This window comes from Shewanella fidelis ATCC BAA-318 (assembly GCF_000518605.1).
GTDB classification, from domain to species: domain Bacteria; phylum Pseudomonadota; class Gammaproteobacteria; order Enterobacterales; family Shewanellaceae; genus Shewanella; species Shewanella fidelis.
Map to the genome: position 1 here is coordinate 12,548 of NZ_JADX01000022.1, position 20,923 is coordinate 33,470.

Annotated in this window: 19 protein-coding genes; 12 read left to right on the forward strand and 7 right to left on the reverse strand. The window is 42.4% G+C overall.

Features of this window, described 5'->3' with window-relative positions; genetic code table 11:
• Positions 1-216: 216 nt before the first annotated feature.
• On the reverse strand, positions 217-1,269 hold the full coding sequence (locus tag L884_RS0111590) for an outer membrane beta-barrel protein (RefSeq protein ID WP_028767667.1): 1,053 nt from the start codon (positions 1,267-1,269) through the stop codon (positions 217-219).
• A gap of 256 nt (positions 1,270-1,525) precedes the next feature.
• Positions 1,526-2,362: a mechanosensitive ion channel family protein gene (locus tag L884_RS0111595; protein ID WP_028767668.1), complete on the reverse strand. Its 837-nt coding sequence runs from the start codon at positions 2,360-2,362 to the stop codon at positions 1,526-1,528.
• A 201-nt stretch (positions 2,363-2,563) separates the two neighbouring features.
• On the opposite strand from L884_RS0111595, the gene L884_RS0111600 reads away from it, so the two are divergent.
• Positions 2,564-3,022, forward strand: a complete 459-nt coding sequence (locus tag L884_RS0111600) for a hypothetical protein (RefSeq protein WP_028767669.1) — start codon at positions 2,564-2,566, stop codon at positions 3,020-3,022.
• A gap of 45 nt (positions 3,023-3,067) precedes the next feature.
• Here the strand turns inward: L884_RS0111600 and L884_RS0111605 are convergent, their stop codons facing one another.
• A complete protein-coding gene (locus L884_RS0111605; protein WP_028767670.1) occupies positions 3,068-3,283 on the reverse strand; it encodes an HP1242/YdcH family protein in 216 nt (71 codons plus the stop codon).
• Positions 3,284-3,766: 483 nt separating this feature from the next.
• Between L884_RS0111605 and udp the strand changes: the two genes are divergently transcribed.
• Positions 3,767-4,525 carry a uridine phosphorylase gene (udp, locus tag L884_RS0111610; protein WP_028767671.1) on the forward strand — a complete coding sequence of 253 codons (759 nt, stop codon included), beginning with the start codon at positions 3,767-3,769 and terminating at the stop codon, positions 4,523-4,525.
• Positions 4,526-4,579: 54 nt separating this feature from the next.
• Here udp and L884_RS0111615 read toward each other — a convergent pair whose 3' ends face one another.
• On the reverse strand, positions 4,580-5,332 hold the full coding sequence (locus tag L884_RS0111615) for an outer membrane protein OmpK (RefSeq protein ID WP_028767672.1): 753 nt from the start codon (positions 5,330-5,332) through the stop codon (positions 4,580-4,582).
• Between the two features lie 440 nt (positions 5,333-5,772).
• On the opposite strand from L884_RS0111615, the gene L884_RS0111620 reads away from it, so the two are divergent.
• The 4 genes from L884_RS0111620 (at position 5,773) to L884_RS0111635 (ending at position 8,665) form a co-directional block, all read left to right on the forward strand.
• Positions 5,773-6,258, forward strand: coding sequence for an NfeD family protein (locus L884_RS0111620; RefSeq protein ID WP_028767673.1), 486 nt, complete (start codon positions 5,773-5,775; stop codon positions 6,256-6,258).
• Between the two features lie 24 nt (positions 6,259-6,282).
• Complete coding sequence (locus L884_RS0111625) at positions 6,283-7,212, forward strand: SPFH domain-containing protein (protein WP_028767674.1); 930 nt, start codon at positions 6,283-6,285, stop codon at positions 7,210-7,212.
• Entirely contained in the window at positions 7,212-8,153 is a 942-nt protein-coding gene (locus L884_RS0111630) for an SPFH domain-containing protein (protein WP_028767675.1), read from the forward strand. The genes L884_RS0111625 and L884_RS0111630 overlap by 1 nt, the downstream gene beginning before the upstream one ends.
• 98 nt (positions 8,154-8,251) lie before the next feature.
• Entirely contained in the window at positions 8,252-8,665 is a 414-nt protein-coding gene (locus L884_RS0111635) for an NUDIX domain-containing protein (RefSeq protein WP_028767676.1), read from the forward strand.
• Between the two features lie 21 nt (positions 8,666-8,686).
• On the opposite strand, the gene L884_RS22000 is transcribed toward L884_RS0111635, so the two are convergent.
• Entirely contained in the window at positions 8,687-10,762 is a 2,076-nt protein-coding gene (locus L884_RS22000) for a putative bifunctional diguanylate cyclase/phosphodiesterase (protein ID WP_037410852.1), read from the reverse strand.
• 371 nt (positions 10,763-11,133) lie between these two features.
• Here L884_RS22000 and L884_RS0111645 point away from each other — a divergent pair, with 371 nt between their 5' ends.
• The 4 genes from L884_RS0111645 to L884_RS0111660 all read left to right on the forward strand — a co-directional run bounded on the left by L884_RS0111645 (position 11,134) and on the right by L884_RS0111660 (position 15,642).
• On the forward strand, positions 11,134-11,487 hold the full coding sequence (locus L884_RS0111645) for a RidA family protein (RefSeq protein WP_028767677.1): 354 nt from the start codon (positions 11,134-11,136) through the stop codon (positions 11,485-11,487).
• Positions 11,488-11,616: 129 nt separating this feature from the next.
• On the forward strand, positions 11,617-13,782 hold the full coding sequence (gene uvrD / locus L884_RS0111650; protein WP_028767678.1) for a DNA helicase II: 2,166 nt from the start codon (positions 11,617-11,619) through the stop codon (positions 13,780-13,782).
• A gap of 163 nt (positions 13,783-13,945) precedes the next feature.
• Positions 13,946-14,812, forward strand: a complete 867-nt coding sequence (gene ubiA, locus L884_RS0111655) for a 4-hydroxybenzoate octaprenyltransferase (protein WP_028767679.1) — start codon at positions 13,946-13,948, stop codon at positions 14,810-14,812.
• A gap of 299 nt (positions 14,813-15,111) precedes the next feature.
• Positions 15,112-15,642, forward strand: coding sequence for a hypothetical protein (locus L884_RS0111660; protein WP_028767680.1), 531 nt, complete (start codon positions 15,112-15,114; stop codon positions 15,640-15,642).
• A gap of 39 nt (positions 15,643-15,681) precedes the next feature.
• On the opposite strand, the gene L884_RS0111665 is transcribed toward L884_RS0111660, so the two are convergent.
• Positions 15,682-16,584: an alpha/beta hydrolase gene (locus L884_RS0111665; RefSeq protein WP_245603114.1), complete on the reverse strand. Its 903-nt coding sequence runs from the start codon at positions 16,582-16,584 to the stop codon at positions 15,682-15,684.
• A gap of 312 nt (positions 16,585-16,896) precedes the next feature.
• On the opposite strand from L884_RS0111665, the gene L884_RS22005 reads away from it, so the two are divergent.
• On the forward strand, positions 16,897-17,970 hold the full coding sequence (locus L884_RS22005; RefSeq protein WP_037410854.1) for a hypothetical protein: 1,074 nt from the start codon (positions 16,897-16,899) through the stop codon (positions 17,968-17,970).
• 63 nt (positions 17,971-18,033) lie between these two features.
• Here the strand turns inward: L884_RS22005 and L884_RS0111675 are convergent, their stop codons facing one another.
• Entirely contained in the window at positions 18,034-18,612 is a 579-nt protein-coding gene (locus L884_RS0111675) for a nucleoside triphosphate pyrophosphohydrolase family protein (protein ID WP_028767682.1), read from the reverse strand.
• Positions 18,613-19,299: 687 nt separating this feature from the next.
• On the opposite strand from L884_RS0111675, the gene nhaC reads away from it, so the two are divergent.
• Entirely contained in the window at positions 19,300-20,814 is a 1,515-nt protein-coding gene (gene nhaC, locus L884_RS0111680; RefSeq protein ID WP_028767683.1) for a Na+/H+ antiporter NhaC, read from the forward strand.
• Positions 20,815-20,923 lie beyond the last annotated feature (109 nt).

Consider the following 20,923-nt stretch of genomic DNA (forward strand, 5'->3'; position numbering starts at 1 on the left):
TTGAATAGGCTTGTTATGAAGTGAGAAAGAGCCATCCTTGGCTTAGGCTATCCCTACCATTCCCATTAATTTGGGCTACAAATCCTTAATGTTCCCTTAGTAAGAGTCGCTTTAAAGCAACTCTTATACCGCTCAACTCAAGAGTTAGAGGGCTTAGTTTAAGTATCCTTGTGCCATCCTAGCGGGTTCGGGTCCTTAGTGTGATACTTAAACTTTTTACTTTGTCACTAGCACTTGCTGTTGGCTAGTTAAGGTCACAATTACTCGACGCTCAAGAGCGCGCTCTTGACGAGTATTAGCTTGTGCAGTTTGCTCACCTACCGCTTCAGTATCGATACGCTTCACTTCAACACCATGGTTTTCTAAATAGCTAGCAACTTGCTTAACACGCTTTTCTGATAGTTTCAGGTTGTAATCGCTATTGCCTTGGTTGTCAGATTGACCGCTTAGTAAGATAACGTCTTCATCTTGTTGTTTAGAAAGATCGATAACTTGATCAAGCTTGCTCTTAGCATCATTAGTTAACTCTGAAGAGTCGAAACCAAAGAACACTGCCACACTATTTGTTTCAGTCACCACTTCATAAGTTGGTTGTGGTTTTGGATCTGGCTTTGGCTCTGGACGTGGCATAGGTTTAGTTTGCTTGTCGATCACCGCTGGTAAAACCACAGGGGTCGCTTTTGACTTAACACCAAAGCGGTAAGTCAGTTGTAGACCAACGGTTTGAGCATCCATATTGGCTGTGTTCCATGCGGTTTCATCGATACCGGCAAAGCGGCGGTACTTAGCTGAAATTGCTAGAGAGTCAGTGATGTTATAGCCAATTCCTGCGCCAAAGTATGCTGCAGTATCCATGGCACTAACATACTTATTAGCATTCATCTGATGGGCTAAATGGTATTGGTAAGCACCCGCTTCACCAGTTAAGAACCATTTTTCAGACAACGGCAAGGTACCTACGGCGCCCAAGGTAAAGCCATCAACATCTATTTTTTGCTTACCGTCTAAACCGCCCCACATATGAGTGTCATCGGTAGCGCCTAGATCTTGCCAGCCAGCTTCAAAAGCAAGGTATTTGTTTAATTGATAACCGACGAGTGCATTCCAAGCAAAATCACTACCGTCACCGAGGTGGCTAACTGCGTCTACAGACTCATAGTTGCTTTGACCTGCACCGGCACCTATGTACCAAGTATTATCAACGTCTGCAGCATTTGCCGCTGAGCATACTCCCATTAAAGCTAATGCAATTAATGTCTTGTTCATCATGTTATCTCCGTTGAGTTTTAATCTGTCTTAAATTTCAATGGCGGCATTCTGCAGTAATATCTAATTCAGAGCGATAGAGTGAAGTTAATAATGATTATTCGTTTTACTTATGGGTTGAGCTGGTTTTTAGTAGCTAATGCTACAGAAACGCTTGATTAATGATTTTGGGTATAAGTGATTTGGATGATGACTGAAACGAATACTTAGCGGTTGTATGCTACCGCTAAGTATTTTTGTTGAGTTTTGCTTTTATAAGTTAGTGTTCTTGGATATGGATCTGTTTTACCGGGCAAGGGATTTCGATATTGGCATTTTTGAGTGCCTTGTAGAGTTCAGCGTTGGTCTGATATTTATCTTGGAAGTAGCTTTCTGTTGCTACCCAGTAACGAATACCTATCTCAATACCTATGCTATTGAAGTCATTGATACCTACCTGAGCTTTATCTCCCTCAAATACTCTAGGGCTATCAGCTAATACCTTGGCGAGTATCGCTACAGCATCATCAGTATTCGATTGGTAACTGATGTTAAACTTGGTTTCGACTAATTTATTGGCAAAAGAGTTATGTAAAATCTCGCCGACGATATGTTTGTTAGGAATATTAATTTCTTCGCCTTCTTCATTGGTTAGCACTGTCATACCCAAGTGGATATCTTTAACCAGCCCGCCAACGCCTTTAATTTCAATCGTGTTACCTACAACAAAGGGACGAGTGACAATAATGGTAATACCTGCGGCGTAGTTGGCTAACATCCCCTGTAATGCCAAACCTGCACCTAATGACGCGGCACCAATTGCTGCAACCATAGGGGTGACGCTAATGCCTAGTTTGCCTAGTGCTATCACGCCAACCATTACAATAATCAATATACGCACAAAGTTACTGGTGAAGTTACTGAGAGTAATGTCTATTTCATGTTTTTCAAAAATGCGGGTAACAAGATTGGCTGCTTTTGAGGCTATCCAAAGGCCAATTAAGAAAATAATGACAGCCCCTAGAATGCTAAAACTGTATTGCACTAGAAACTCGGTTATTACGTTATAAGCGTTCTGTATTTGTGCGATTTCTTGGTCTAAGCCTTGTTGTTCCATTTTAGTAATCCTTTTGGCGACTTCGACTCAATAGCTTACTGAATACACAAGAATTTGTAACTGACAATTTCATAGCTAACTCAAGCTATTTTATGCCGCCGAGCTTTACGTGAAGAGGATCAAGCTTTGTAGTGAAGCTTACTGTTACCTATCAAATAATAGGTTATTCTTTCTGCTAATTCTAATTTGTAGGGGCCAATTATGAGAGCAATTATCTTCGCACTATGTAGCCTATTAACCACTTCTGTTATGGCGAATACTTATCAAGTTGGCGATCAAATAGCAGATATTACATTACAAGATCAGCACCAAGTTGATTATCACGTTGATAGCAAGACCACACGAGTGCTGTTTAGCCGCAGTATGGATGGTGGGACGTTAATCCAAGAGGCGTTAGAAGCAGAACCTGAATTAGTGAGTGATACAGGATTAATGTATGTTGCAGACATTAGTGGTATGCCGTCATTGATCGCTCGTTTCGTTGCGCTGCCGCAGTTTAAAAAGTTTCCTTATAGAGTTGCACTGGACAATGAAGGTGAGCAAACCAAACCACTTCCTGCGGAAAAAGATCAGGCAACCTTGATTGAACTAAACAATAATGAAATCACTAAGATTACCTTCTTTGCTAGTACTACTGATTTGCTAGCTGCGTTGAAGTAACGCTAAATTAAAAGGGCGCTAAGCGCCCTTTTTTATTGGTTCAAATTAGCTGGAGTGACCCTTCAAAATATCGTAAATCTCATCTTTTAAATGTAGCTTCTTTAGCTTTAGTTCATGCACTTCTGAGGTGTAATCGCTAGCGTTACTCTTTTCCAGGTTTTTTATCTCCTCATCGAGTTCATTATGCTGGTTAAACTTCTTCTGGAAGTGTGCGTCAGATGTTTTTAATTGGCTGATAAGTTCTCTGTACTCTGGAAACATGCAGGCGTCCTTTTGGCTGTTTTGGTGCGGAATAATCATTTACTTCACTTTTAAACTAGCGCGATTTTTAGCCGTTAAATGTGATGTTGATCGAATAATGAGCGATTAAATTGTGAACTTTTAAAACGCGTTTTTATTAGCGTTTTTAACGTAAAAGAAAGTGCAATATAACAGCGGTACTCTGGTTAATCTGCAGCTAAATTAATTTTAGCTGTAATTTATTAAGTTGTTGCTAATTAAAAATAAATTCTTCTTTATTAGCGTCATTTGGATTGTGGGCTCTATGCCTTTTTTAAAGCTGGCACTATAGGGGGGAACTGCTATATTTTAGCTCAACAGCGTTGATATATTGGTAACTAGATTACGACATTTTATTGACTCTCGGCTGATAAAGTGTGATCTAGTTAACCTTTTGTAGCTGGCGACTAGGTTAAAGTCGCTTTAATTCGATTATTAATATCAAAAATGAAAGGGGTTTTCACGATGTCTGATGTATTTCATTTAGGCTTAACTAAAGAGATGTTAGATGGCGCTAGCTTAGCGATCGTGCCAGGTGATCCAGAGCGTGTTAAGCGTATTGCCGAGTTAATGGAAAATGCGACTTTTTTAGCAAGTCACCGTGAATATACCAGTTATTTAGCTTATATCGACGGCAAGCCTGTGGTGGTGTGTTCGACCGGTATTGGTGGCCCGTCTACTTCAATCGCGGTTGAAGAGCTAGCGCAGCTTGGCATTCGTACTTTCTTGCGCGTTGGTACTACAGGCGCAATTCAACCACATGTTAATGTGGGTGATGTCATTGTTACTCAAGCTTCTGTGCGTTTAGATGGCGCTAGCTTACATTTTGCGCCGATGGAGTATCCTGCAGTAGCTAACTTTGACTGTACAACTGCTATGGTTGCTGCAAGTCGTGAAGCAGGCCTTGAGCCACATATCGGTATCACAGCATCGTCAGATACTTTCTATCCGGGTCAAGAACGTTATGACACAGTATCAGGTCGTGTAACACGTCAGTTTAAAGGCTCAATGCAGCAATGGCAGGAGCTAGGCGTGCTTAACTACGAGATGGAGTCTTCAACGCTATTTACTATGTGTGCTTCACAAGGCTGGCGGGCAGCATGTGTGGCAGGGGTGATTGTAAATCGAACTCAGCAAGAGATCCCTGATGAAGCAACAATGAAGAAAACTGAAGTCAGTGCCGTTTCAATTGTGGTAGCAGCGGCGAAAAAGCTATTGGCTTAATGTTAATTTCACCGACAAAAAAGGCGCTATTAGCGCCTTTTTTAATACTTAAATTTAGAAATGATATTTAGCAATTACAGAATAAGTATTTTGATCAATACCGTTTACACCGTACTTGTTTTGCCAGTAATCGTATTCAATACCCACAAATAGTTTGTTCTTTTGGTGCTCACCCAATACTACTGCACCTAAGTCGTACTTTAGCTGCGGGTTGAAGTGGAAGTTAGTCTCATAGGCTGCTTCATCTGTAGCAAATACCCAGTCGATATAACCATCAAACACTATGTTAGAGTTGCCAACTGGAAAATCCATTCTGAACGATGGTGATAATTGCCAGCCATCGCTGATGTTGTCACTACCACTGGCGTGACGACGGTAGGTATTTAACTGAAAATAGCTAAAATAAGGAACCTTAATATCCATACCTAAACCGTATAGAAAGCTCTTAACCGGACCTTCACCTTCCTCTAAGGTTAATGCGAGTGATAAATCTGTTACAGGACCAAAGCCAACTTGCTTACCTAAAATTTTGCCTGCACTTAAACGGGTAGAGATCTCACCGTAAGTTGTATCATTTTTACCGCCATTAGCGCCGTTAAAAAATATAACGTCTTGAAATGCAAACCAGTCGCCATATTTCCAGTCGCCAGCCGTTTCAAATGTTAGCGTGGTTTGCTTGTCAGAAGGAGCTAAATCGTAATTCTCACCATGTAGAGCTGTAACGCTGACATCCCACCAATTAACTAAATTGTCGGCCATTGCTGTAGGACTAGCCAGTAAAGCTAGACATAGAAGTTTCTTGTTCATCATTACGCCTTTAGATTTTATTGAGGTCAAAGAGCTGTGTACTTAAAAAGCATGTGTTTTATTCGCGGGGAATATAGGCGTTTTGCTGACAATGTTCAAAGACTTTATCGATGTTTTTATCTGTTTATTATCGCTTTGCTTTTAAGTTTTTGAAAATTTTGATTTTGTTTGTGTATCTTGCTTGTTTGATTATCTTTTTATGCAAACGGTTATCGACTTTTAAGGTTAGTTTTTACTCTTGTCTAACGCCATGTTAGGGTGTCGAGTTAATTAATTTGGCGATTTATTGTTGTGATCTTAAGGTGTAAATGTTGACATAATATGTCGAATTATTCAGTCTCAGCTGATATAGTCGTTGATAGGTTCTTATACTGAGCAACATAAATAGCTGTTCACTGAATAGGGTGTAATGCTTGGTATTAGGTTTAAAAGGGGGAAATATGACATTTTCAGATCCCATTTTAATTTGGGTATGCATAGGCATAGTGCTGATGTTAGCCGAAATCATTTTGCCCGGTGGTATTGTGATTTTTTTAGGTGCGGCTTGCTTAATCGTCGCAGCGGCTTTAGGTGTTGGCTTGGTCGAAGGCATTGTTCAAAGTTTAACCCTTTGGTTTATAACTGCGATGGTGTTACTACTGGCATTTCGGCAAATCACCCAGAAATTAGTGGGGGGAGATGCCCATGTTGCTAACACTGATGAAGAGTTAGATATTTACAATCAACTCGCTATTGTTAAGCAAACCATAGGTCCGGCACAGCAGCTAGGACGTATTGAGTTTCAAGGCTCTGAATGGCCTGCATTAGGTGATGGTAGTGAAATTGCAGCGGGTGCTCAGGTTAGGGTGATTTGTCGCGATAATATTGCACTAGTGGTCGAGCCAATTACTCAAGATAGTGAACACTTGGTATCAAAAAGTAATTGATTTAAATAAGGAAGGAATCTATTCATGTTCGGAATTACACTGTTTGTTCTGTTTGTTTTTTTTATCCTCTATAAATTACTGTTGATTGTGCCTATGCGTGAGGTCAATGTGATTGAGCGCTTAGGTAAGTTTCGTACGGTACTGCAGCCGGGGTTTCACTTCTTAATCCCGTTTTTTGACCGTGTTGCTTATAAGCATGAGATCCGCGAGCAAGTACTCGATGTGCCACCGCAAAGCTGTATTTCAAAAGATAATACTCAGCTAGAAGTGGATGGACTCGTTTATCTTAAGGTGATGGATGGCAAGCTTGCTAGCTATGGTATTGAAGATTATCGCCGTGCGGCGGTAAATCTTGCTCAAACCACCATGCGCTCTGAAATTGGTAAGTTGAGTCTTAGCCAAACCTTCTCAGAGCGTGACAGCTTAAATGAATCTATTGTGCGTGAAATCGATAAAGCTTCAGATCCTTGGGGTATTAAAGTATTGCGTTACGAGATCAAGAATATTACCCCTTCACGTAAAGTCATTCATACCCTTGAAAAGCAAATGGAGGCCGAGCGTAGTAAGCGTGCTGAAATTACTTTAGCTAACGCAGAAAAAGCGGCAATGATTAATTTGTCTGAAGGTGAGCGACAAGAGGCAATTAATTTATCTGAAGGTGAAAAGCAGCGTCGGATCAACGAGGCAAAGGGTACTGCACAAGAGATTGCCATTATTGCTAAGGCCAAAGCTGAAGGGATGGAGCTGGTTTCAGCCGCTCTGGCAAAAGAGGGAGGCAATGAGGCGATGAATATGCAGCTCAAAGAACAGTTTATTGCCCAAGTCGGTAAGATATTAGGTGAGGCTGATGTGTCGGTCGTGCCTACTGAACTGGCTAAAATAGAAGGTTTTTTTGAAGGCATGGAGCAAGTTACTAGCGCAGTAACAGCTAATTCAGCAAAAGGAGCACGCTAATGATTGCAGGAATCGATACAGACATGATTGTTATGGCAATTTGGGCGGTTATTTTTGCGGTCTTCATTATTAAGCTATTTCAATCTATCCGCCTTGTACCGACTAAATCAGCTTATATTGTTGAGCGTTTAGGAAAGTACCATTCAACCTTAGATGCAGGGTTTCATGCCTTAGTGCCTTTTGTTGATAAAGTTGCCTATATTCACGATTTGAAAGAAGAAACCATCGATGTGCCGCCGCAAGAGTGTTTCTCTTGTGATGAGGTTAATGTCGAAGTCGACGGCGTTATCTATATCTCGGTAGTTGATCCAGTCAAAGCCAGTTACGGAGTTACGGATTATCGCTATGCGGCGATTCAACTCGCGCAAACGACCACAAGAAGCGTGATTGGTACCTTAGATTTAGATCGTACATTTGAAGAGCGTGATGTGATTAGTGCCAAGGTGGTAGAGGTGTTAGATCAAGCGGGTGCATTGTGGGGCATTCGAGTTCACCGTTATGAGATCAAGAATATTACGCCTCCAGAAACAGTCAAAAACGCCATGGAGATGCAGGTCAATGCCGAGCGTGAACGTCGGGCATTGTTGGCTAAGAGTGAAGGTGATAAACAGAGTAAAATTAACCGCTCTGAAGGTATTAAAACTGAAACTATCAACCACTCAGAGGGTGAGATGCAGCGCCGTATTAACGAGGCTGAGGGTAAAGGTGAGGAGATCTTAACCATTGCTCGCGCCACGGCAGAATCGATTGAGCGCATGGCAACAGTTATTGCCGCTCCAGGTGGGAAGAACGTTGTACGTATGCAGCTTGGTGCGCAATACCTTAAGCAACTTGAAGGGGTCAGTACTGGTGAAAGCAAGGTTATTTTACCGGGTAATATGATGGACTTTGACCACTGGATGAACAGCATAGGGTTAGAGGAAACGGCTAAACCTAAGTAAACGTGCTGCACATAGTTATTTAACGGTGGTGAGAAAGTGTTAATCCTTTTGGGTTAACACTTTTTTTAACTTCAATTAAGCTCTAAATAGGTAACAATATGGCATTTAATGACAAATTTCGTCTAAGCAGTCATGCGGTAATTATTAAACAAGGTGAAACCGAGCCTAGTGTGTTATTGCTTAAGGCAACCTATGGTGATTGTGCTTGGGGTTTACCAGGGGGATCATTAGAAGCTGGAGAAACCATACATCAAGCTTTGCATAGAGAGTGCATAGAAGAGCTGGGGGTCGTGGTAAAGATTAATTATCTTAGTGGTGTTTATTATCACCAAGATTATGATTCACAGGCGTTTATATTTAAATGTGAGTTTGTAGACAACACTGATATTTCGCTCAGTTGTGAGCATAGCGAATATTGTTTTACGCCTATTTCTCGTTTAAGCGAAGTGCAAAAGCGCAGGGTTGAAGATTGTTTAAATTTTAATGGGCAAGTCATGAGCCGTAAGTTCTAGTTTTTTAGCCATCTCACCCTTTTAAATGACTTTAAGCACGTCGGCTTTTTCTTGGACAGCTAATTTCTGATGTAATGCTTTATAGCGTTCACCAATCAATAATAGATCATCAAATGGTGCAGGTTTACTAATCAAAAAACCTTGCGCATAGTCGCACATCATAAAGCTAAGTTCGTCGAGTTGCTCTTGAGTTTCAACCCCTTCAGCAATAACTTGTATACCTAGAGCATGGGCCATTTCTATGGTTGCGATAATAAGTTCATTACTCTTGTCATCCTTATTCATATCGTTAATAAAACTGCGATCGATTTTAAGGATCTTAAATGGATAGGTGCGCAGGTAACTTAATGAAGAGTAGCCAGTACCAAAGTCATCCATAGAGATGCAGAACCCAGCTTTGCTCAATTGCATTAAAGCATCTAAGGTATAAGCGTGGCCACTTAGTAACACACCTTCAGTGATTTCAAGTTCTAGATCGGCAGGTGTCATACCAGCGTCGCTAACTTTGTCTTTTATCGACTGTACTAGATTTGGGTTTCTGAACTGTCTAGGGGATAAATTAATCGCAATTCTAAAGCTGTCGTTAAATCTCTGTTGCCAGGTTTTCGCAGCTTCAAGGGAGCGTTTTATAATAAATTCCCCCATAGATTCTATGACTCCGGTTTGCTCAGCAATAGGAATAAACTCCGCTGGCGATACGCTACCTAATGTAGGGTTGTCCCAACGTAACAAGGCTTCGGCACCCATAATCGTACCGTCTCGAATATCCAGTTGAATTTGATAATGCACTGAGAGTTCGTCGCGTTCTAGCGCCCCATGAATTTGTTCTTCAATTGCTAGGCGGCGCGATACCTCTTTATTCATTGCATGGGTGAAATAGGAATAAGTATTACGGCCAATGCTTTTTGTGTGATACATGGCAGAGTCAGCATTACGTAATAACTCTGACGGTGTTTTGCCGTCGTTTGGGTAAATCGCAATGCCAATACTGGCGGTTAAAATCAGCTGCCGATTATCGATGTAAAAGGGTTTTCTAAAGCCTGCAATCAGGTTTTCAGCCAAAGGTTGAGCGTCATTTGCGCTAGACAGTCCATCAAGTAGGATAATAAATTCATCACCGCCTAGGCGACCCACAGTATCTTCAGCTCGGGTTGCGTTGAGTAGCCTTTCTGATGCAGTGATGAGTAGTTGGTCACCTGCTTCATGTCCAAGAGAGTCATTAATTTTTTTAAAGTCATCTAAGTCGAGAAAGATCACCGCTATCATCTGCTTATTTCTTTCACTGGCTTCAACTAATTGTTCAAGTCTTTTTAGTGCCAAGAATCGGTTTGGTAGATCGGTGAGGGTATCGTAGTGAGCTTGATGGCGTATCAAAGCTTCGGCTTCTAAGCGTTCGCTATTATCATAAAATGAAATCACCGCGCCTTTGTGTGGCTCACCTAAATCTAGCGGTTGCGATTTATATTCGACAGGAAAACTCGTACCATCGGCCCGCCAAAATGTATCTTCTTTAATGTCTTGAATCGTCAAGTCTAAGCAACTTTGAGAGGCATTCTTATCAATAATTTTGCGCATATTAGCGTTAAGTAGTTCATCGGCAGTTTGATAACCTAAAAGTTGAGCGCATTGCGGATTGGCATAGATACAAGTGCCGCTGCTATTAACGGCATACACCGCTACTGCTGCTGAGTCTAGAATAGCCGAGAGTAATTGGCCGTTAACTGTTGCTTGTTTGTTGCTGGTTTTTGATAACTCCTGACTGAGGTGTTGGCTTAGCCCTTGTACCTTAGCTTCTAGCTTAGCTAGCGGATCGTGAACTGCGCTGCTTGAGTCATTATGGCTGGGCTTCGGTTGTAAAAAGCTGTTGGCAATATCCGTAGTTAACTGGTTAACTCGCGACGTTTGTTGGCGAAAGCTAAACAAGACTCCTACCGCAATTAAAACATTGGTGCTAAGCAGAACTGCGACGAGTATTTCAAGTAATGGTTGCTGCTGAAATAGGTTAACTCCCCAAGCTAGGCCAGTCATAAGCGCCACTAATATCATGGCGAAACAAAGATAATTAAAGGCTATTGGCATTTTTTTAGAGATTGGCATCGGTCAACTCCTACTATAGTGGCTAGCAATTAACAGCTAAAAATTGTTGCAGTGGTTGTTGACGCTGAGTCGAGATATCAACACAGTGAACTGGTGGGCTAACCTCAGAATGGTAAATGCGAGTATGAAGACTGAGAGTGCAGAGAGAAAAAGTCATGTTTAGTCCTTTAAGCGCTTAGAAAATCAAATCCGTTGATTGCCTGTCTCGATTAAGTATAGGACTTTAAAAGCGAAATAGTAAATCATGCTAAAGTATCTAAAACATCTGTTTGAATAATAAGTATTTTTCATTGGAAAAATCTGTTTCGCTAGTTAGACTCTAAGCTGAAATTAATCTGCAATCCCTATATTTATTGAGTGAAAGAGCAAATATGACTATTGAAAGACTTGAGACTGCTACCCGCATGAGCCGCATTGTTAAGCACAACGGCACTATCTATTTGTGTGGTCAGGTAGCCAAAGATGCTGAGCAAGATATTACAGAGCAAACTCGCACCATGTTAGAAAAAGTCGATGCGTTGCTATTGCAAGCGGGTAGCGACAGAGAACATATTTTGTCGGCAACAATTTATATCAAGGATATGCAGTACTTTGCTGCCATGAACGAAGTTTGGGATGCTTGGGTGCCCGCTGGCTTTGCTCCTGCTCGTGCTTGTGTTGAAGCTAAAATGGCACGTGAAGCCTTGCTAGTGGAGATCTCAGTTATTGCTGCTGAAAAGGCATAATTGACGTCTGATTGCCAAAGCAAAGGAGTGTTTTGGCAGTGTGAGGTTTTTCGTGGCGCAATTTCGCATCTTCTATCCTGACGTTCCCTGCATCTGTTATACTGCCCGCCTGATTTTTTGGAGGCAATAATGGACGTATCTTCTTTACTCGACGGCCTAAATGATAAGCAGCGTGAAGCTGTTGGTGCACCGCAATCTAGCATGCTAGTGCTAGCGGGCGCAGGTAGTGGCAAAACGCGGGTGTTAACCCACAGAATTGCTTGGTTAATGCAGGTTGAACAGCAAAGCCCATATGCCATTTTGGCGGTAACCTTTACCAATAAAGCGGCTAAAGAGATGCGCGAGCGTGTTGAGAAAGTGGCTGGTGGTAATATGAGTCGTATGTGGATTGGTACTTTCCACGGCTTAGCTCATCGCTTGCTGCGTACCCATTACAAAGATGCCAATCTGCCTGAAAGCTTCCAAATCTTAGATTCAGACGACCAATTACGTTTAATAAAGCGTATTTTGAAAAGCCTTAACTTGGACGAGAAACAGTATCCGCCAAGACAAGCGCAAGGCTATATCAATGGTAAGAAAGACCTAGGTCTGCGCCCATCACACATAGATGCTGGCGGCTTTCCGATTGAGCAAAACCTGCTAAAGATTTATCAAATTTATCAAGATTCGTGTGATCGCGCAGGCTTAGTCGACTTTGCCGAGATCTTGCTAAGAGCTCATGAGTTATGGCTCAACAAACCGCACATTCTCGAGCACTACCAAGATCGATTTAAGCATATTTTGGTGGACGAATTCCAAGATACTAACGCCATTCAATACGCGTGGATCCGTGTACTTGCAGGCTCAACAGCCAACGTGATGATTGTTGGTGATGATGATCAGTCTATTTATGGTTGGCGTGGTGCTCAGGTTGAGAACTTACATAAGTTCTTAGCAGACTTCCCAGCAGCGCAAACGATTCGCCTAGAGCAGAACTACCGTTCTAGCGGAAATATCCTAAAAGCTTCCAACGAGCTGATTGCCAACAACCCAGACCGTATGGGCAAGAAGCTGTGGACTGACGATAAAGACGGCGAGCCAATTGGTCTTTATTGTGCCTTTAACGAAATGGACGAAGCACGCTTTATTGTTGGCCGTATCACTGATTGGCAAGATGAGGGCGGCAGACTAGAAGATTGTGCGATTTTATATCGTTCTAATGCTCAATCTCGTGTACTCGAAGAAGCCCTATTGCATAAAGGTATCGCATATAGAATTTATGGCGGCTTGCGCTTCTTCGAACGTCAAGAGATTAAAGATGCCATGGGTTACTTACGCCTGATAAGTAACAAGAATGACGACGCTGCTTTTGAGCGTGTGGTAAACACACCAACTCGTGGTATTGGTGATCGAACCTTAGAAATTATCCGCACCACAGCGCGCCAACAGGAGATGACTCTGTGGGAAGCTAGCGTTCGCTTACTTGAAGAGAAAGTCCTTGCCGGGCGTGCTGCAAATGCAGTGCGTGGCTTTATGGATTTGATTGTGGCGATGCGCATTGATACCGATGAGCAGTCACTGCACCGCATGACTGATCACGTGATTCAAACTTCTGGCCTAAAAGCCATGTATGAGGCGGAGAAAAGTGAAAAAGCGCGTGCTCGTGTAGAAAACTTAGAAGAGTTGGTAACAGCAGCTCGCAGCTTTGTCATGCCTGAAGATCTAGAAGATATGGGCGAGCTTAATGCATTTTTGTCCCATGCAGCATTAGAAGCTGGTGAGGGGCAAGCTGACGAGTTTACTGACGCTGTGCAACTAATGACGCTGCACTCGGCTAAAGGTCTTGAATTCCCAATGGTGTTTATGGCTGGTGTGGAGGAGGGGTTATTCCCAAGCCAGATGGCAATTGATGAAGGTGACCGCCTCGATGAAGAGCGCCGCCTATGTTATGTGGGGATGACCCGCGCCATGCAAAAGCTGTATATCACCTATGCAGAATCACGTCGTATTTATGGTCGGGAAAGTTTTGCAAGGCCATCGCGTTTTGTTAAGGAGATCCCTGAGCAATATGTGCAAGAGATCCGCATGCGCACTCAAGTATCAGCGCCAGCTGTGAGCAGTCGTTTTGCTAAACAAGATGATGCATTTAATGATTCTGGTTTTAAAATTGGTCAACGAGTGATGCACCCGAAATTTGGTGAAGGCACAGTGACTAATTATGAGGGCAGCGGCGCGCAGGCGCGTATTCAAGTTAACTTCTTGGATGTTGGTAGCAAGTGGTTAGTGATCGCTTACGCCCGTTTGGAGTCATTGTAAATCGTAGTTAGAAATTAAGGCTGAGCGTAGACTCAGCCTTATTTTTAACCGATAACAGCAGCAGCGATTTTATTTATCTCAATACTGGTTGAATACTGTTACAGCTCAGTCATAATGCGGTTACAAAAACTAAAGGCCGAAGACGTTGTAGGAGAGCCTGAACATGAATTTAAGGGATAAACTAGACGTTTATATGCGACTTGCGCGTATGGACCGTCCCATTGGTACTTTGCTATTGATGTGGCCATGTTTAATGGCACTCACCTTTGCTGCTGGTGGTTTACCAGATCTTAACGTGTTTATTATCTTTGTGATTGGTGTTTTCTCAATGCGTGCCTGTGGCTGCATTATTAACGACTATGCCGATAGAAACCTTGATGCTCACGTAGAGCGTACTAAAGCTCGGCCGCTAGCTAGCGGGGAAGTTTCAAGTAAAGAAGCCCTATTACTGTTTTTAGCTGTTGCCTTGTTTTCATTTGGCTTGGTGCTAATGCTAAACCCGTTGGTGGTACAGTTATCCGTAGTGGGGATCATTCTTACCATTATCTATCCTTTTACCAAGCGCTATACCAATATGCCACAAATGTTTCTCGGCACGGTATGGAGTTGGTCTATTCCGATGGCTTATGCCGCACAAACGGGCACCGTGCCTGTAGAAGCTTGGTGGCTATTTGCTGCAAACTGGTGCTGGACAGTAGCCTACGACACTATGTATGCCATGGTTGACCGTGATGATGATTTGAAAATCGGCATCAAATCGACGGCAATTTTGTTTGGTCGCTTTGACAGGCATATCATCGGTGCATTTCAGTTTGCAGCGTTAAGCTGTTTGATTATTGCGGGAATAGAAGCAGATCGCGGGGCAATTTATGCCTTAGGTATTTTGGCTTTTATTGGTTTTGCTGTGTATCAACAAAAATTGATATTTACTCGACAACGCGCCAATTGTTTTACCGCTTTTTTAAATAATAATTGGGCTGGATTGGTGCTGTATATCGCACTGACTTTAGATTATCTCATTCTGGGTTAGTCGCTTAATTAGCTTGTATTTAGCGCCTCCAAGCGTCCGCTTGGAGGCGTTTTTTTATGGCTGATTAATTAAAACCCTGACTATACTTAATAGCAATTAGTATAAGAAGTTGATCTACTCAGAGCGATTTTGGCAATCTAATTCAAGGCGAATAACTGAAACAATGGTTGCTCCCTTGTGAAGTACTATGCACTGATATGAAGGATCATAGCAGTGACATATTGAACTGGTAAGTTATGCAGGTCATTAGACTTTGCACCCATATGCATCAAATGGATTTGCTCGCAATGGAGGGATTTATGTCATCTTGGAGCACGGCCTATGAGGCCGGACAATGGGCACAATATGAGCTCGCTTTATTGTTAATGGCAGCGATTATTTTGCTGTTCTGGTTATTGCTTTGTTATTTTAAACCGCAAGGTTTTGTTGGCTGGTCTCTCGCGATAGTCAGTTGTGTCGCGATAAGCGGCTTATGTTTAGCCAGTCGAGTTGATGCATTGCAGCTTAACTCGTTGCTGACTAATGGCCGTAACATTGAAGTTTTAAATGGCAATTATCGCTATGGAGAGTATCACTTTCCCCATAACTCGGCTCATGGCGTTGATTTTCGTGAAATTTATATTGGCCAGCGCCGCTTAAAGTTGTACCACAGTGGCTACTTACAGCACTCTCGCTGTTATCGTCATTTTTATAATAGTAATCACTTTAGCGATAATGTTGAGTTACGTTTATACATACATTGGTACGATCACGAGTTGACTCATAAAAATACTAAGGTATTGATTAAAACACCCTGCATTTTAAAAATTGAGCAACGCCAACTGGGTTAATACAACGCATTATGGTCTGTGTGCTTACTTGCCATCGAGCTAAAAGCTTTCGCGTTCTGCTGCTGGAACTTCTTCATTGTTTGAGTTGGCTAGGCTTTTTCCTTGCTTATGATTAAATAACCAGTCCATACCGTGAATAGCTGTGGTCGCAAATGCGGTTGCATGATGTGCCTCATTGATCACCAATAACTTGGTATTTAGTGTTTGCTGTGGCTGTGATTTGGCCGCATTTTCGAGTAGTGCAGTAAACTGCTTAGCATCACCAAGCATATCAAACTCTGAATCTCCACCTTTGCCGTTGTGTTCAAGTGCGCCAATACCGACAAAAACATTCGCATTTAACTTAGTTAACGCCTCGCGATTACGGTTTAGTTGCGACAACAAACTTTGCTGCTGCCACCAAAATGATGGACTACCTAATAGGTAATTGCGAAATAGCTCAGGTTGCTTGGATAAGATATATCCCCCAAAAAGTCCACCTAAAGAGTTACCTACATAAGTACGTTGCTCGGGATCGGTGCGATAGTTTTGTTCTACGTAAGGGATAACGCTATGCTGCAGAAATTTTATGTGTCTATCAGCGCCGCCAGTGACTTTACGCCAACTATGGTCAACCGACGGGGTGTAGTCTCGCACGCGGCTAGTATCGCCTTGCATACCTAGCTCCCAGGAAACACCGACAATGATGGCTGGTGCCATCTGCTTAGCATTCATCGGAAAGCGCGTCACGCCTGACATAATCTGAAACGTATACATAGCATCTGTGAGGTAAATAACCGGATAGTTGACGTCGCGATTAGCCGATGACTTGTAGCCTTTTGGCAGCTTGATATAGAGCTTATAAGTACGTTCTTTGTCTTGAATTTTTACCGTGTGGCTACGCGGAATGTTGAACGGGCTATTGTGCATAACCGTGGCATCGATATTTGACTTTTTTGCCATGCTAATCGCAGGAAAAAAGCAGGCCAATAACAGGCTGCAAAGCATTATTCTAATGAGTGCGGTGCTGTAGTTTCGATATGACATTATTGGCTCGACTTATCCATAAGTTGTGTAGATATATTAACCTATTCGAAGTATTCATTCCTATAAATTGATTAATTTAAAAATCAGTATTTTTAATTGGTTGTCTGCGGTTTATCGGTTAACTAGCGAATAGGAATTGTTTATATATTAGCCATAACACTTGTTTTGCTAGTAGAGTGGCACAATATCTGTTGTTACATACAGATAACAAATCTCAAGGATCAGAGAATGCGTCGTAGTGTCAAATATCGATTATTGTTTTTACTCAGTGCTATTGTGGTTTATTGCGCTGGCTTTCAATGGTTACCAGAAACGATAGAGGGAGACAGAGCACTTGAGCTAACGTTAGTGGTTGCCGCAGGCTACTTTGTGCTGCTTCCTATGCTGTACGCCTATTGCATTATTTATGTAGGCCAACAAGCTTGGTGGAAGATGCTCATCGTATTGAGTTTGAGTAGCTTAATGGCAAGGTTTAGTTTTCCTGCTGAGCTTGCCAGTTATTTTGAGTTTATTGCTTGGCTGCGTTATCCAATTATCGCGGTACTCTTGATAATCGAGTTAGTGTTGGTGGTCAGTATTGTAAAAGCACTATGGCAAGCTCGCAGTTTGAAGGGCGATCCAAGGCTACACATTATTGATAAATATCCCATCGACGAGGAGAAGAAGCGAAGCTTAGCCTTGGTGTTAGCTTCTGAACCTGCGAGCTGGTATTACGCTATTCCTTGGTTTTCTCGTCATCACAGTCAAAATCTAGCCCACCTTAATTTATTTTCAGCTAAGCGTTGGCATTGGTGCTTGCTGATAGTGACAACTCTGTCTGCGTCAGTGTTTACTTATATGCTTATTGCCAATTGGAGTGAGTTATTGGCAGTGGTTATCTCAAGTATTGTTGCTTATAGCCTAGTTGTGGTCACCGCCAACTACCGAGTATCGCGCTATTTCTCTGTGTATGTTCAAGAGCAAAAGTTAGTACTTAATAATGCTATGTGGGGCTTTTTAGCGGTCAAGCTTGATGAAATCGAGTCTGCTGAGTTTGGCACATGGACTAAAGCTCAACGCGTTAGCGAAGAGAATGAAGCAGCGGAAATGCTGTGCTTTGGCCGAGGTACAACAGCGAATATCAAGCTGAGCTTCAAACAACCACAGACCTATTTTGGTGCTGGTGGCCAGTTGCCAGAGCAGATCACGCAACTTTACCTGGTGGTGGACTCTGCTAAGGAGCTACAGTGCCGGCTACAAGCTTTGCTGGATCAGCAGCCATTAGTTCTAGAGGCTGAAGAATTATTAAATAGAGTGAGCTGATATGTTTGGATTGGCTTACGAAATAAGCAGAGGTTCACCTCTGCTTATTGATAGATGCTAGAACTAAGCTTTTACTAACTTGCTTAAATCTGCTGGGCGGTAGTAAACCGATTTCAATACCTTACCTTGGCGAACCACTTTGCCTGCCATTTCTACGTCTTTCGCACACTTGGCGATAATGAACTCACCTTTAGTGCTACCCACAATTTCAACGCCTTGTTTAGCATAGAATTCGATAGTCTCGTTAAGTTCTTGTTCGTTACGGCATACTTTACTCATGTTGCTTGAATGTACTTCATCCCAGCAGGTAATAAAGTCGATGTCGCGATTTTTGGCTACATGTAATAGCAGGTCGATAACGTAGCTAATTTCAATTCTATCAGTTACTTGAGTTGCTCCTAGGTGTACTAGACGACCCATTAGTACATAAACAGAGTCGACGATAGCATCAGCTTGCTCAACGCGGCTATCAGCTTCTGCAAGTTCTGTTAACTCCTCAATAGCCAATGAGGTGTGCAGGGTATCGGCTTTATCATCCAAGCTGCTGATATCTTCAATCGGTAGATCAAAAGTTGAGCGGAACTGGCGGATATCACGATATAAGTGATCGTATAGTGGTTGATCTAAAGCTGATAGTTTCATGTGCGGTAGTGCCTTTGCAGCTAAATGGAATTAATTGCGGCAATACTAAAGAAACAGCAGATGAATTAAAAGCCTCGGACTGCTTTGCTTCAATCAAATAGCTTACGTTGAGGGATTTAGATTTAGGTATTCGGCTTAGCTTTGGGCTTAAATGTTGAGGTCGAGGTGGGTAGCGAGATCATTGTAGAGTAACTTAATCAGTCCTTGAGTATGTGGGTGATGGATCTCAAGTTCTATCCAGCCATCGCTGGCCATTATCTCAAGTTGATGCACGAGGATATAGGCTTTAGCTGTTAAAATGTAATACGCCTTTGAGTTTGAAAATGCCGTGACTGGTGTGCAAACGACTAATGCTAAAGTTTTGCAATCTTGTTTGCCTATGCAGGCTCAGTAAGTGATAGCCGCGTGTTTGATTCAATTTAGCTGCTTTTTTATGCCAATAACCTAAGCTAATGAAATTTTATCAATTATCAAATAGTGTAAGTGAAATTTAGTTTTAATGAATATTAATCCGCTTTTGAGTTTTACCGGTGAATGGATAAGCACTTTGAATTTATTTCAGTAAAGCTCGGCTTACGCAGTTGTAGCTGCATGGCTAGATCTTGTTGTTAATTCTATGTAAGGATGTTGTTCCAACTTGGTGTTGTTGGTATAGCGCTAAGTCATAAGAATAATAAAAGGATCCCCATGAGCGATAATAAAGACTCACAGCTGCCTGATTCAGTATCTATTGAGCCCATCGAGGACAGCAAGCATACGCCAGCAACCTTAATCGACGCGCTTATTCCCATTGTTGCATTAGTCATGATGTTAACCGCAGCGGTTTACCTGTTTTCGTCTGATAGCTCATACGGAGCAAACCAAATCGCACTGATTATGGCGGGCTGTATTGGCCTGTTAATTGGTTGGAAAAATGGTTATAGCTGGGCTGAAATGGAGCAGGGCATTGTCCGTAGTATCGGAGTCGCCACAGGTGCGTTATTGATTTTGCTATCTGTTGGTTCACTCATTGGTGCATGGGTGCTGTCAGGTACCGTGCCGACCATGATCTATTACGGCATGTTAATTCTCAATCCCGAATATTTTTATGCTGCCTGTTGTTTATTATGTGCTGTGGTGGCCATTAGTATCGGCAGTTCTTGGACTGTGGCGGGCACATTAGGTATTGCACTTGTGGGCGTAGCATCAGCGATGGGCTTAAGCGTTGAAATCACTGCTGGCGCTATTATCAGTGGTGCTTATTTTGGCGATAAAATGTCCCCTATGTCTGACACCACCAATTTAGCACCAGCGGTAGCCGGCACAGACATTTTTAGCCATATTCGCCACATGGTATGGACCACGGCTCCGAGTATTATTGTTGCCATGATAGGCTTTATTATTCTTGGCTTTAATACTCAAACCAGTATCGACAATAATAATTTTGAAGCCATGTTGTCGTTAATAGAGACTCAGTTTAATCCCGGAGTTCATCTGTTATTGCCTTTACTGGTGGTATTGGTTTTAGCGTACAAAAAATTACCTGCTTTCCCAACGGTTATCATTGGCACTATTGCTGGTGCTTTATGTGCGGCGTTATTCCAATTTGATAACGTGGTGACCTTTGCTGATGACGACAGTTTGATGCCTATCGTGGCTTTAGTTAAAGGGCTATGGGTGGCGATGTTTAACGGTTATACAGCGACAACAGGTGATGAAGTTCTGGATAACTTATTAAGCCGTGGCGGCATGAGCAGTATGATCAACACGGTTTGGCTTATCCTATGTGCTATGGCTTTTGGTGGCATTATGGAAGTTACAGGTCTACTGAAACGAATTTTGCAAAGCGTTCTCGGTTTAGTTAAATCCAGTGGCAGTTTGATTATGACGACCTTAGCGAGCTGTATTGGCGCTAACCTTATAACAGCGGATCAGTTTATTGCTATTGTGCTGCCGGGACGTATGCTTAAAGTTGAGTACGCTAAGCGCGGTCTTGCGCCTGTCAACTTAAGTCGTGCTCTTGAAGACTCAGCGACTATCACCAGCCCACTTATTCCTTGGAATACTTGCGGCGCCTATATGGCGAGCACGTTAGGCGTAGCTACAGTGGCCTATCTGCCTTATGCCTTCTTTAATCTGTTGTGTCCGCTGATTAGCGCAGCTTATGCAAAGTATGACTTTAAAATTGAACGTATCGCAGAGCAAAAGCAGGCACTCGCATAAACGTAAAGCAAAAAAAAGCCTTGTCGGTCAGGGGAGACAAGGCTGTTGGCGTAGTGATTAATATTGTTTTCAATATAACTATCAAACAGGCATTAACGAAGCCAAATAT

Bases quoted from the DNA above. Each gene is read 5' to 3' on its own strand.
- ubiA (WP_028767679.1), top strand. From the start codon at position 13,946: ATGAATTTAAGGGATAAACTAGACGTTTATATGCGACTTGCGCGTATG.
- L884_RS0111600 (WP_028767669.1), top strand. From the start codon at position 2,564: ATGAGAGCAATTATCTTCGCACTATGTAGCCTATTAACCACTTCTGTT.
- L884_RS0111615 (WP_028767672.1), bottom strand. From the start codon at position 5,332: ATGAACAAGAAACTTCTATGTCTAGCTTTACTGGCTAGTCCTACAGCA.
- L884_RS22000 (WP_037410852.1), bottom strand. From the start codon at position 10,762: ATGCCAATCTCTAAAAAAATGCCAATAGCCTTTAATTATCTTTGTTTC.
- L884_RS0111675 (WP_028767682.1), bottom strand. From the start codon at position 18,612: ATGAAACTATCAGCTTTAGATCAACCACTATACGATCACTTATATCGT.
- L884_RS0111590 (WP_028767667.1), bottom strand. From the start codon at position 1,269: ATGATGAACAAGACATTAATTGCATTAGCTTTAATGGGAGTATGCTCA.
- nhaC (WP_028767683.1), top strand. From the start codon at position 19,300: ATGAGCGATAATAAAGACTCACAGCTGCCTGATTCAGTATCTATTGAG.
- L884_RS0111630 (WP_028767675.1), top strand. From the start codon at position 7,212: ATGATTGCAGGAATCGATACAGACATGATTGTTATGGCAATTTGGGCG.
- L884_RS0111620 (WP_028767673.1), top strand. From the start codon at position 5,773: ATGACATTTTCAGATCCCATTTTAATTTGGGTATGCATAGGCATAGTG.
- L884_RS0111645 (WP_028767677.1), top strand. From the start codon at position 11,134: ATGACTATTGAAAGACTTGAGACTGCTACCCGCATGAGCCGCATTGTT.
- L884_RS0111595 (WP_028767668.1), bottom strand. From the start codon at position 2,362: ATGGAACAACAAGGCTTAGACCAAGAAATCGCACAAATACAGAACGCT.
- L884_RS0111665 (WP_245603114.1), bottom strand. From the start codon at position 16,584: ATGGCAAAAAAGTCAAATATCGATGCCACGGTTATGCACAATAGCCCG.
- L884_RS22005 (WP_037410854.1), top strand. From the start codon at position 16,897: ATGCGTCGTAGTGTCAAATATCGATTATTGTTTTTACTCAGTGCTATT.
- udp (WP_028767671.1), top strand. From the start codon at position 3,767: ATGTCTGATGTATTTCATTTAGGCTTAACTAAAGAGATGTTAGATGGC.
- L884_RS0111635 (WP_028767676.1), top strand. From the start codon at position 8,252: ATGGCATTTAATGACAAATTTCGTCTAAGCAGTCATGCGGTAATTATT.
- uvrD (WP_028767678.1), top strand. From the start codon at position 11,617: ATGGACGTATCTTCTTTACTCGACGGCCTAAATGATAAGCAGCGTGAA.
- L884_RS0111660 (WP_028767680.1), top strand. From the start codon at position 15,112: ATGTCATCTTGGAGCACGGCCTATGAGGCCGGACAATGGGCACAATAT.
- L884_RS0111625 (WP_028767674.1), top strand. From the start codon at position 6,283: ATGTTCGGAATTACACTGTTTGTTCTGTTTGTTTTTTTTATCCTCTAT.
- L884_RS0111605 (WP_028767670.1), bottom strand. From the start codon at position 3,283: ATGTTTCCAGAGTACAGAGAACTTATCAGCCAATTAAAAACATCTGAC.